The organism is Stappia sp. ABD4_338, assembly GCF_056312175.1.
The window spans coordinates 3,078,267-3,089,538 of record NZ_CM149982.1 but is presented as its reverse complement, the minus strand read 5'-3'; the positions used below and the strand labels follow the sequence as shown (position 1 = coordinate 3,089,538).

General features: G+C 67.7%; 12 protein-coding genes. 6 read left to right on the top strand and 6 right to left on the bottom strand.

Features of this window, described 5'->3' with window-relative positions:
* Window positions 1–130: 130 nt before the first annotated feature.
* On the bottom strand, window positions 131–598 hold the full coding sequence (locus ACYX4S_RS13920) for a MaoC family dehydratase (protein WP_422067993.1): 468 nt from the start codon (window positions 596–598) through the stop codon (window positions 131–133).
* Window positions 599–835: 237 nt separating this feature from the next.
* Between ACYX4S_RS13920 and ACYX4S_RS13915 the strand changes: the two genes are divergently transcribed.
* Both ACYX4S_RS13915 and ACYX4S_RS13910 read left to right on the top strand, forming a co-directional pair.
* Window positions 836–1,219, top strand: coding sequence for a response regulator (locus tag ACYX4S_RS13915; RefSeq protein WP_293721861.1), 384 nt, complete (start codon window positions 836–838; stop codon window positions 1,217–1,219).
* A 146-nt stretch (window positions 1,220–1,365) separates the two neighbouring features.
* On the top strand, window positions 1,366–2,037 hold the full coding sequence (locus ACYX4S_RS13910) for a protein phosphatase CheZ (RefSeq protein WP_293721863.1): 672 nt from the start codon (window positions 1,366–1,368) through the stop codon (window positions 2,035–2,037).
* Window positions 2,038–2,222: 185 nt separating this feature from the next.
* On the opposite strand, the gene ACYX4S_RS13905 is transcribed toward ACYX4S_RS13910, so the two are convergent.
* Both ACYX4S_RS13905 and ACYX4S_RS13900 read right to left on the bottom strand, forming a co-directional pair.
* Window positions 2,223–3,095 carry a TIGR01459 family HAD-type hydrolase gene (locus ACYX4S_RS13905; RefSeq protein WP_476360620.1) on the bottom strand — a complete coding sequence of 291 codons (873 nt, stop codon included), beginning with the start codon at window positions 3,093–3,095 and terminating at the stop codon, window positions 2,223–2,225.
* Window positions 3,096–3,204: 109 nt separating this feature from the next.
* Window positions 3,205–4,575: an Nramp family divalent metal transporter gene (locus tag ACYX4S_RS13900; protein WP_476362872.1), complete on the bottom strand. Its 1,371-nt coding sequence runs from the start codon at window positions 4,573–4,575 to the stop codon at window positions 3,205–3,207.
* A 299-nt stretch (window positions 4,576–4,874) separates the two neighbouring features.
* Here ACYX4S_RS13900 and mutL point away from each other — a divergent pair, with 299 nt between their 5' ends.
* The gene (gene mutL / locus ACYX4S_RS13895) at window positions 4,875–6,731 is read left to right on the top strand and encodes a DNA mismatch repair endonuclease MutL (protein ID WP_476360619.1); all 1,857 of its coding nucleotides are present in this window, start codon (window positions 4,875–4,877) and stop codon (window positions 6,729–6,731) included.
* Between the two features lie 101 nt (window positions 6,732–6,832).
* Window positions 6,833–7,150, top strand: a complete 318-nt coding sequence (locus ACYX4S_RS13890; RefSeq protein WP_476360618.1) for a hypothetical protein — start codon at window positions 6,833–6,835, stop codon at window positions 7,148–7,150.
* A 13-nt stretch (window positions 7,151–7,163) separates the two neighbouring features.
* Here the strand turns inward: ACYX4S_RS13890 and rsmD are convergent, their stop codons facing one another.
* Together rsmD and ACYX4S_RS13880 are read right to left on the bottom strand one after the other, a co-directional pair.
* Window positions 7,164–7,727, bottom strand: a complete 564-nt coding sequence (gene rsmD / locus ACYX4S_RS13885; protein ID WP_476360617.1) for a 16S rRNA (guanine(966)-N(2))-methyltransferase RsmD — start codon at window positions 7,725–7,727, stop codon at window positions 7,164–7,166.
* Entirely contained in the window at window positions 7,724–9,391 is a 1,668-nt protein-coding gene (locus ACYX4S_RS13880) for a pseudouridine synthase (protein WP_476360616.1), read from the bottom strand. Before ACYX4S_RS13880 ends, rsmD begins: the two co-directional genes overlap by 4 nt.
* Window positions 9,392–9,598: 207 nt before the next feature.
* On the opposite strand from ACYX4S_RS13880, the gene ACYX4S_RS13875 reads away from it, so the two are divergent.
* Both ACYX4S_RS13875 and ACYX4S_RS13870 read left to right on the top strand, forming a co-directional pair.
* Entirely contained in the window at window positions 9,599–10,042 is a 444-nt protein-coding gene (locus tag ACYX4S_RS13875) for a nucleoside deaminase (protein WP_476360615.1), read from the top strand.
* Complete coding sequence (locus tag ACYX4S_RS13870) at window positions 10,039–10,386, top strand: antibiotic biosynthesis monooxygenase family protein (protein WP_293721879.1); 348 nt, start codon at window positions 10,039–10,041, stop codon at window positions 10,384–10,386. Before ACYX4S_RS13875 ends, ACYX4S_RS13870 begins: the two co-directional genes overlap by 4 nt.
* Window positions 10,387–10,390: 4 nt before the next feature.
* Here the strand turns inward: ACYX4S_RS13870 and ACYX4S_RS13865 are convergent, their stop codons facing one another.
* Window positions 10,391–11,245: an MBL fold metallo-hydrolase gene (locus tag ACYX4S_RS13865; protein ID WP_476360614.1), complete on the bottom strand. Its 855-nt coding sequence runs from the start codon at window positions 11,243–11,245 to the stop codon at window positions 10,391–10,393.
* Window positions 11,246–11,272: the final 27 nt, after the last annotated feature.

Sequence of the window (11,272 nt, the reverse complement as noted above, 5' to 3'; positions counted from 1 at the left end):
CTGGAGCCGGAGACCGGTCGAGCCGGTGCCGAAGTGTGCCGATGCCTGTGTGCCAGCGGACCCTGCCCATTCGCCCTGAAAAGGTCAAGCACGCGGCCCGCCGGCCCCGTCCCGTTTGAGGGGCCTCGGTCTAACCGTCTTCCGGCTCGCGTCCCGCCGTCTCGGCCATTTCGGAGCGGCTGGGAACCTTGACCGTGGCCTCGCCTTCCAGAACCACCGTGTCGCCGACCTTGCACAGGCAGTCGAGACGGGCGCGATGACCACGCTCGATCAGTTCCGCGATGGTCACCGAAACGACCACCTCGTCGCCGATTCGCACGGGCGCGCGGAATTTCAGCGTCTGGGAAAGATAAATCGCGCCGGGCCCCGGCAGTCGGGTTCCCAGCAGCGCGGAGATGAGGCTGGCGGTGTAAAGGCCGTGCGCGATGCGGGTGCGGAACGGCGTTCTCGCGGCGAAGTGCTCGGAGAGGTGGATCGGATTGCGGTCCCCCGAAACCTCAGCAAAACCGACAACATCGGAGGCGCTCACGATCTTGGTCAGGCTCTCGGTCTGTCCGAGCGAGAGATCTTCGTAGAACAGTGTCTGCAAGGAAAGCACGATGACTTTTTCACCCCGTCGTCTGCCGCATTCCGATGAGCCTATTGGGCGGGGGCAAGGGGCGCAACACGCCTTTGGAAGAAGAAGTCGTGGGCATTAACGGAGTTTTCAGGGGCGGTTCGTAAAGTGAGGCTACATGGGAGGCAGGAGCGCGCAAGCGCCATCCCTCCGAAGTGACAGGAAGCATCAAGCGCCCGTTCACAACGGGTCGGGCAGATTGACAGTATGGAGTAGACAATGGCCCTCGATGTTCAGATGCCGGTCCTCGTGGTGGACGATTACAAGACGATGATCCGCATCATTCGGAACCTGCTCAAGCAGCTCGGGTTCGAGGATATCGACGATGCCGCCGACGGCACCGAGGCGCTGGAGAAGATGAAGCAGCGCCGCTACGGCCTGGTGATTTCCGACTGGAACATGGAGCCGATGACCGGCTACGAACTGCTCAAGCAGGTGCGGGCCGATGCCGGCCTCTGCAAGACGCCGTTCATCATGGTGACGGCGGAATCCAAGACCGAGAACGTGATTGCCGCCAAGAAGGCAGGTGTCAACAACTACATCGTGAAGCCGTTCAACGCGCAGACGCTGAAGGGCAAGATCGAGGCGGTGTTCTCGGAGTAATCCGCGCAAGCGGTACCCCGGACAGTCGACGCAGGCGCCCGGCGCCACGTGTCGGTCAGGCGACGAGCGCCTGCCCGTGCGGGTGACGTGTGTCGCGACGGACAAGGAGACCGGCCAACGGTCGAGGGGGCAGCCAAGGGGCAGTCATGGGTGCACTTACGAAAGACGACGTGGCGGGGCTGATCTCCTTCCTGGAGCAGAACCGCGAGAAGGACGTGACGCTGAACGACGTGATTCATCTCGCGGAGATGATGACCGGTTCCATGCGTGAGTTTCTCTCCGCGATCCAGCCCACCATCACGTCCGAGCTCATGGCCATTGCCGATGAGATCGGCCGCCTCAAGGTCGAGATCCAGCAGCTTCGCCCGCACGACATGAAGGCGAACCAGATTCCGGAGGCCGGACGCGAGCTCGACGCCATCGTCGAGGCGACCGAATCCGCGACCGTCACCATCATGGAGGCGGCCGAGACGATCATGGGCGCGGACGACATGAGCGAGTCCGACTATCGCGCCCTGGTCAACGACAAGATGATCGAGGTCTTCGAGGCCTGCTCCTTCCAGGACATCACGGGCCAGCGCATTTCCAAGGTCGTCGGCACGCTGAATGCGATCGACCGCCGCGTGTCGGGTTTCGTCGAGCGCCTGCGCATCGCCGAGACCGATGAGTCTCCCGAGGAGGAGACGGAGGAGGAGCGCCGCAAGCGCGAGCTGATCCTGCACGGCCCCCAGCACGAGGGCGAGGGCGTCTCCCAGGCCGATATCGACAGCATGATGGCCGGCGAGAGCCAGGCCGACATCGACAAGCTCTTCGACTGAACGCACGGGCCCGGTCGCTGCGGCCGGGATTGCCGGCAAGCGTTCCAGGGTCACGAGATCGGCGTCCGCCCTTGCGGTCGCCCGACGGTTCCGGGCCAGCCCCCGCGAGTGGCCGGAAAAACCGAAGAAGGCCGGACCCGTCGTCACGGGCCCGGCCTTTTTCGTTTCTCTCCCTCGCTGTGCCCTTACCAGCGAAGCTCGGGGATGGCGGCGCGGGCACGAAGCCCTTCCTCCGCCAGCCGCTTGCGCACCAGATCCTCCTCCGGCGCTCCGGCGGGACCGAAATCCGCGCCGTGAATGCCTCCGGTGATGAACAGCACGTCGAGGCTGTTGGCATAGGCGCCGCGAATGTCGGTCGGCAGGCCGTCGCCGATGGCGAGGATGGACGATCGCTCCAGGGGCGCGCCGGCGGCGGCCTCGGCGCGGGCAATGGCAAGGTTGTAGATCGGCGTGTGCGGCTTGCCGACGATGGTCACCTTGCCGCCCATGTCCTCGTAAAGCCGTGCCAGTGCCCCGGCGCACCACACCAGCTTGTCGCCGCGTTCCACGACGATGTCCGGATTGGCGCAGATGAAGGTCAGGCCGCGCTCGATCATCCGCTCGAAGGCCGGGCGATAGCTTTCCGGCGTCTCGTTCTCGTCGTCCACGAGACCGGTGCACACGACCGCTTGTGCGTCCTCCTCGCCCACGAGCGGGTTGGCGAAGCCCTCGAACAGCGTCAGGTCGCGCTCCGGCCCGATGTGCTGGATCGGCGCGCCGTCGAGCGCGGTGATCGCGTCGCGTGTCACGTCGCCGGAGGTGACCACCTCGTCGAAGGCGTCGCGCGGCACTCCAAGGCTTGCGAGCTGCGCCTTCACCGGCGGGTTGGGGCGCGGCGCGTTGGTGATGAGAACGACAGGAGCACCGGTTTCGCGGCGGAACGCGGCAAGTGCCTCGCAGGCCGGAGCGAAGGCGGCGACGCCGTTGTGCAGCACGCCCCACACATCACACAGGATCGCGCGGTAGGAGGGGGCGAGGACCGAAAGGCCCGGGATCAGGAGCGGCGTGGTCGCGGTCATGGAATGCCTCGTGCGGATGGAAAGGGGCGAAGGGCGGGGCGCGCGGCCCGGAGGTGCGTGACGCGGCGCGACGATACCCGATCGCCCGGCACCGGGAAATGGGCGGCGGCTACATCAGCGCCGCGATCGAGAAACCGGAAGCGACAAAGTCGATCAGCAGCTTCGCGTTCAGCGCCAGGATGATCGCGGCGATGATCGACGCGAACAGGACCAGCCAGACCGGCGCGACCAGCGGACCCATGCGCGATCTGCTGGCGGTGAACTGGACAAGGGGCACGACGGCGAAGGAAAGCTGGAGGCTCAGAACGACTTGGGTGAGGATCAGCAGCCGGCCCGTGCCCGCTTCACCATAGGCAAGCGTGACCGCTGCCGCCGGAATGATCGCTATCACCCGGGTCACGAGCCGCCGCAACCACGGGGCAATCCGTATGTTCAGGAAGCCCTCCATCACCACTTGTCCGGCGAGGGTAGCCGTGACGGTCGAGTTGAGTCCGCTTGCCAGCAGCGCCACGCCGAAGAGCACGGGGGCCGCGACCGTGCCGAGCAGAGGTGCCAGAAGCGCTTCCGCTTCGGCTATGTCGGTCACATCGATTCGGCCCGAGGCGTGAAAGACGGCGGCGGCGAGGATGAGGATCGAGGCATTGATCGCGAGAGCGAACATGAGCGCGATGCCGGCATCCAGGGTGGAAAACCGCAAGGCCTCGCGCCGTGACGGCAGATCCGCTTCATAGGCCCGCGTCTGCACGATCGCCGAATGCAGATAGAGATTGTGGGGCATGACCGTCGCGCCGAGAATGCCAAGGGCGAGATAGAGCATGTCCGGGTCCCGGACGATGTCCGTCGTCGGCGCGAATCCTCGGATGACCGCGCCCCAGTCGGGGTCGGCGAGTGCGATTTCCGCAGCGAAACAGGCGGCGATGATCATGATAAGGGCGATGACGGCGGCCTCGAGATAGCGGAAGCCGAGACGCTGCAGTGCCAGGATCGCGAAGACGTCCAGCGCTGTCAGGAGGACGCCGAGTTCGAGCGGGATGCCGAAGACGAGGTTGAGGCCGATGGCCGTGCCCACGACCTCGGCAATGTCGGTTGCGATGATTGCGATCTCCGCCAGAAGCCACAGCGGAACCGCAGCCCATCGCGGATAGGCGTCACGGCAGGCCTGGGCGAGGTCGCGGCCCGTGGCGATGGCAAGCCTTGCACAAAGCGCCTGAAGCACGATCGCCATGATGTTGGAGATCAGGGCGACGACGAGCAGCTTGTATCCGAAAGCGGAACCACCGGCGATGGAGGTCGCCCAGTTTCCCGGGTCCATGTAGCCCACGGCGACGAGATACCCCGGGCCGACAAAGGCGGCAAAGCGGCGAAGCGGATTGCGCGCGGCCGACACCGAAACGGAGCGGTGAACGTCGGCCAGTGCCGCCTCGCCGCGTGACCGGCGCCAGCGGGGTTGCTCCGGTGAAGTGGCATCCGGACCCTGCATGTCGTTTGACTTGCGGGCAGACGGCAAACCGGTTGCGCCTTGGCGCATGGACGGTCCTCTTGCGGTTTGCTGGCCGGGTCCGGGACGGGAAGGTCGTCGCGGATTGTTGACTGGCTAATGCGAATGAATTGCAATAGCAATATTGCAGTGCAACGCGTTCGTCAACAGATCCGTGCGGCGGTGCGCGTGCCGTGCTTGACGGCGCGCGCCGCGCGGTGCAGTCCGGCGGGAGTGGCGTCGTGCTTTCAAAGCGCGGATGCTGGTGCAGCGGATGATGACGATTCGGAGTGGCAGCCCCCATGGCGATCCGGCAGTTGAGCGACCACGCGATCAACCAGATCGCGGCCGGAGAGGTGATCGAGCGGCCCGCCAGCGTCATCAAGGAGCTGGTGGAGAATGCCGTTGATGCCGGAGCCGGCCGGATCTCGGTCGTGACGGCCGCCGGTGGCAAGACGTTGATGCGGGTGGAGGACGACGGCGGCGGGATGAGTGCCGCCGACCTGGCGCTCGCGGTCGAGCGCCATTGCACCTCGAAGCTCTCCGAGGAAGATCTTTTCGACATTCGCAGCCTCGGGTTCCGGGGTGAGGCGCTGCCCTCCATCGGTGCCGTGTCGCGTCTGTCCATCACGTCGCGCCACGGCGCGGAGTCCCATGCCTGGACGCTGGACGTGGAAGGCGGCGCAAAGGGGGAACCGCGCCCGGCGAGCCGGCCGAAGGGCACCCGTGTGGAGGTTCGCGACCTCTTCTTCGCGACGCCGGCCCGGCTCAAGTTCCTGAAATCCGACCGCGCCGAGGCGGGCGCCATCACCGATGTGGTGAGACGTCTTGCCCTGGCGCATCCGCATGTGCGGTTCGAACTGTCGGGAACCGACCGGCAGACGCTGACGTTCGCCTCCGCGACCGGGGAGCGTGCCCTGTCCGCGCGCATCGCCCAGGTTCTCGGTGAGGAATTCGTCGAGAACGCCTGCGAGATCGACGCGATGCGCGAGGGCGTCCGGCTGTTCGGGCTGGCGGGCCTGCCCACCTATCACCGGGCGAACTCCCTCTCCCAGTTCTTTTTCGTCAACGGCAGGCCGGTGCGCGACAAGCTGCTGATGTCGGCGCTGCGCGGCGCCTATGCGGATGTGCTCGCCCGCGACCGGCACGCGGTCGTGGCACTGTTCATCGAGCTCGATCCGCGTCAGGTGGACGTCAACGTGCATCCGGCAAAGGCCGACGTGCGCTTCCGCGATGCCCAGCTCGTGCGCGGCCTCGTGGTCGGCGCCCTGAAGCAGGCGTTCGCCGCCTCGGGGCACATGTCGTCGTCCCACAACGCGACGGCCGCTCTTGCCGCCTTTGCGGGCGGCGGTGTCGAAGCCCGCGGCACTTCAGTCTATCCGGGGCGACCGGCAACACCGTCCTGGTCCGACTGGCAAGCCTCGCCCCAGCGTCCGCTCGGCACATCGCAAGGGGATGCCGGAGCCGCGTTCGGTGCGCTGCGGGAGGGCGGCGAGGAGACCACCGGCCTGGCCGGGTTCCAGATGCCCTCGGCGGATGCGCGCGCACATCTGGAGGAGGCGAGCGAGGAGCGGATGGCCCGGCCGCTCGGTGCGGCGCGTGCCCAGATCCACGAGACCTATGTAATCGCCCAGACGGAGACGGGCCTCGTCATCGTCGACCAGCATGCCGCGCACGAACGCCTCGTCTACGAGCGGCTCAAGACGGCGCTCGCCACAAGGGGCGTCACGACACAGGGGCTCCTGATCCCGGAGATCGTGGAACTGCCGGAAGAGGATGTTGCCCGTCTGGCCGAGCGGGCGGAGGAACTTGCCACGGTCGGGCTGGTGCTCGAGCCCTTCGGGCCGGGCGCGATCGCCGTGCGTGAGACGCCGGCCATGCTCGGCCAGATCGACATTCGCGGGCTGGTGCGCGATCTTGCCGATGATCTCGCCGAATGGGACACGGCGACACGCGTGCGCGAACGACTCGATCACGTTGCGGCGACCATGGCGTGTCACGGCTCGGTGCGTGCAGGACGCAGGCTGAGGCCGCAGGAGATGGACGCATTGCTGCGCGAGATGGAGGACACGCCGAACTCGGGCCAGTGCAATCACGGCCGCCCGACGTGGATCGAGCTCAAGCTCTCCGACATCGAGCGGCTGTTCGGACGCAAGTGACCCCGCGCGGGCAATATAAGCCACGGGTGTCACCGATCTGTCGCCGGTCTCGTGGTGTAATCGCGCCTTGAACGCGACGGGCTTCAAGGAAACTGGCGTCGATGAAGGTGATTGTCTGGTCGGCTGCGGGAGTGCTGATCCTGCTCGGCCTTCTGACCGTGTGGATGCCCATTCCCACCGGGGTTCCGCTGCTTGCGGCAGGCGCCGTTCTCATTCTTGGTTCAAGCCGTCAGGCGGCGCGCTGGTTGCGCGGACACCGGCGCTCCTGGCATCCGCTCGATGTCGCCATGACCTGGGTCGAGGACCGTGCGCCGCGCACGCTCGCCTCGGTGCTGCGCCGCAGCCGTCCGCGACGCAAGGTGCCTCCGCTTTCCGTGCTTCCTCCCGCCCGGAGGCGGGATCCGCACCCCGGAGCGTGAAGCAAACCGCGCGTCAGTCGCGCGTCGAGAGCCCGAGAAAGAGCACCTGGCTGTCGCCGACGATGCGCCGGTCGAGTTCCTCGTAGCCGTCCGGGATCTCGACCTCCGTTTTCGCGTCCTCTTCCAGAAGGACCAGCGCGTCGGCCTTCAGCCAGCCGCCGGCGAGTGCGGAGGACAGCGCCTTTTCGCCAAGCCCCTTGCGGTAGGGAGGATCGGCGAAGACGAGGTCGAAGGGCTCGATGGTTCCCACGGGGCCGAGTTGCGTGGCGTCGCGGCGAAAGAGCTTGGTCGCGCCGTTCAGGCCTAGGGCTTCCACATTGGAGCGGATTGCCGCGCGCGCACCGGCGGCCTCTTCGATGAAGAGACAATGGCGCGCGCCACGGCTCATGGCCTCCAGTCCGAGCGCACCGGTTCCCGCGAAAAGGTCGAGCACGCGGGTCCCGTCGAGCTTGTCGGCATGCGCATGGGCGAGAACGTTGAACACGGTCTCCCGCAGCCGGTCGCTGGTCGGACGGGTGCCGTCTCCGCGCGGAGCCTCGATGGCCGTGCCGCGATAGCGCCCGGCAACGATCCTCAACGCTTGCCTCCCTTGGGACCAGCACGCCCCGGACCACCGCGAGCGGGGCCGCCGCGCGACGGACCACCACGTCCCGGACCGCCTCGGCCGGAGCCGTCGCGATCAGGCCCGCCGCGCTTGCCGTCACCCTTCGCGAAAGGCTTGCCGCCAGGTTTGCCGGGGCCCTTGCCGAAGCCCTTGCCGGCACCACGGTCGGGACCGCCGCGCCTGGGGCGGTCGTCGCCCGCATCGTCGCGCTGGCGCTTGGGGGCGCCAAGGCCGTAGGAGCGGATAGGCTGGTCGTCGCGGTCTCGTCGGCGTGCGCCGCGCTCCTGCGCCGGAGCGGTTTCCTCGATCAGCTTGCCGTCTTCGTCCCAGACCCGCCGCCGCCGGGTCTCGTCCTGGGCCGCCTGGCGTTCCTTCGGCATCAGGTCCGGCGTGAAGCGGAAGCGCGAGCGCGGCGAGACATAGGTGCTCCTGGTCTCCGGCTCCTTGCGGCCCGCGCCGCGATCATCGCCCTTGCGGCCCGAACCGCGCTCGCCGCGCGACTTGCGTGCCGCGCGTCCGTCGGCCGCCGCCTCGCCCTCGCGCTTGGAAAGGTAGCGTCCCTCGCCTTGCGTCTGCCGGCCGCGCTGCGGCTTTTCGGCCGGCTTCGCCTTGGCCGGGGCATTCTCGCCGGTCTGGGCGAGCAGAGGTGCCTCGAAGTCGGCGTTGGCCTCGGTGGCGAGGCGCTCGCCAAGCTGTTCGCGCAGCACGCGGCCACGGATCTCGCGCACCTCGCCCTCGCCGAGCTCCGCGAGCTGGAAGGGGCCGAAGGAAACGCGGATCAGCCGGTTGACCGACAGGCCGAGGTGCTCGAGAACGCGCTTGATCTCGCGGTTCTTGCCCTCGCGCAGAGCGATCGTGAGCCAGACGTTGTCGCCCTGCTCCTTGTCGAGGCTGGCCTCGATGGAGCCATAGAGCACGCCGTCGACCGAAACGCCGTCGGCCAGCTTGTCGAGATCGGCCTGGGTGATGCGGCCATAGGCGCGCACGCGGTAGCGGCGCAGCCAGCCCGTCGCCGGAAGCTCCAGGACGCGCGACAGCCCGCCGTCGTTGGTGAGCAGCAGCAGGCCCTCGGTGTTGATGTCGAGACGGCCGACGCTGAGCACGCGCGGCAGGTCCTTCGGCAGACGGTCGAAGACCGTCGGCCGGCCTTCCGGATCGCTGTTCGTCGTCACCAGCCCGCGCGGCTTGTGGTAGAGCCAAAGGCGGGTGCGCTCGCGCTCGGGCAGCGGCTCGCCATCGACCGTGATCGTGTCGGACGGGCGCACGGTGGTCGCCGGGGTCTTCAGGACGGTGCCGTTGACGGCGACGCGGCCATCCACCACCCAGCTCTCGGCCTGGCGGCGCGAGCACAGGCCGGCGCGCGCGATCACCTTGGCGACGCGCTCCGCCTCGGGCGCCTCTCCCCCCGCGGTCTCCCTGGCCGCGACCTTCGGCGCACGCACGGGCTTGCCCGCGCGCGGCGGCTTGCCGCCCTTCGACGGGCCGGCGAACTTCTGGCGGCCGCCCTCGCTCTTGGAAAAGGCGGGCTTGTCGCCGGTACGGCCCGGGGCGGCCGGACGTGCCGGACGGCCTGAGGGCTTGCCGGAGCGCCCGGCGGGGCGTCCGGAGGGTTTTCGGGGGCGGGTATCCTTGGTCATGGCGCGCGTCATACCAGAGCAGCGGGAGGCGGGGAAGCGCGCTTTTCGCAGGGCTCAGCGCTTGCCGGCATGATGGGTGACGGGGCGGGGATTGACAAGGCGCGCCCGCACCCGATGATCCGCCCGATGACCGACCGAACACGCCCTGATCCACCGCCCCCCGAAGGCCCTCCGCCACCGTCTCCGACGCAGCGCCAGGGCGGCTTCATGGATCTTGCCCTGTCCGAGGCGCGAAAGGCCGCTGAACGCGGCGAGGTTCCCGTCGGCGCCGTTCTTGTGCGGGATGGAAAAGTGCTGGCCGCCGATGGCAACCGTACCCTGGAACTCGCGGATCCGACGGCCCATGCCGAGATGCTCGTGCTGCGCGCTGCCTGCCGGACGCTTGCAAGCCAGCGGCTTCCGGATTGCGACCTCTATGTAACGCTTGAGCCCTGTCCCATGTGCGCGGCGGCGATTTCCTTCGCGCGGATCCGCAGGCTCTACTTCGGCGCGGGCGACGAAAAGGGGGGCGCGGTGGAGCACGGCGTTCGGTTCTACGCGCAGCCGACCTGTCATCATGCGCCGGAGGTCTATTCCGGTCTCGCGGAGGTCGACGCGGCGGACCTGCTCAAAGGGTTTTTCCGTCAGAGGCGGGAGGAGGAGACGAAATGATTGCGGTGATCTTCGAGGTCTGGCCGAAAGAGGGCCACAAGGGGGCCTATCTGGACATTGCCGGCGAACTCAAGCCGCTGCTTGCCGAGGCGGACGGCTTCATCTCCGTCGAACGCTTCGAGAGCCTGATGGAGCCCGGCAAGCTCCTGTCGCTCTCCTTCTGGCGCGACGAGGAGGCGGTGGCCGCATGGCGCAGGACGTCGGAACACCGCCTCGCCCAGGCGGCGGGAAGAAACGCGCATTTCGCCAACTACCGGCTCAGGGTCGCGGGCGTTCTGCGTGACTATGGCATGGACGAACGGGCGCAGGTGCCGGCCGACAGTCTCGACGCTCACAAGGGGTAGGAGACTATCGTTCCGGCAGCACAAGGACGGTTGGCGTGACAGGCAGGCCGGTGCGACGCGCGACGAAGCGGGGGCTGTCGGAGGTCTCGACCGCATAGCCTTCGCCACTCATGCGTGCCACGAAGCTCTCGCGCGAGCCGTAGGTATAGGCGTGCATGGGAATGACGATGCGGGGGCTGAGCGCGGCAAGCACGTCGACGAGCGTGTCGAGCTTCAGCGTCGAGGCGTTGTCCACCGGCGCCATGACGATGTCGATGGTGCCGAGCACGGCAAGGTCTTCTTCCGTCAGGCGGTGATGCAGGTGACCCAGGTGGGCGATGCAGAGATCCGCCACCTCGAAGACGAAGATGGAGTTACCCAGCAGCCGGGTCGTCCCGTCCCATCCGCGCGTGTTGGTCTGCAGGTTGCGGATGCGCGCGTCACGGATCGAAAGATCGTGGGTCATCTCGCCGCCTTGCGGATTCCAGCCCAGAAGCACGTGCTCGATGCCGGGATCCGGGTTGAGCGTGAAATGGGTGCCATGGGCCCCGTTCATGGTCACCACATGGGGCAGGCGCTCGGGGCGATGCACCGCGTTGTAGTCGGTTGCGATGCGAAGCCCGTCCGGCGTCTCGATCTCGAAGGTGGCGTGACCGACATAGGTGATCGCGACCTGGTCGGGCGCGAGCGCCGCCATGACCACCGGAAGCCGCCCCTGCAACGGGTCCGTGCCGGCCAGCATCTGGCAGGTGGCGCGTGCCGGAAGCGGCGCGAGCAGCAGCGCCAGGGCAAGCAGCAGCAGTCCGTGAACGTGTGGGGAGAGGATCGGCAGGGGACGCGCGCGAAGGCGCGGGCAGACGAGGTGAAGGGCAAACGGCATGGGCGCGCTCCGGCTGTGCCGGAACCA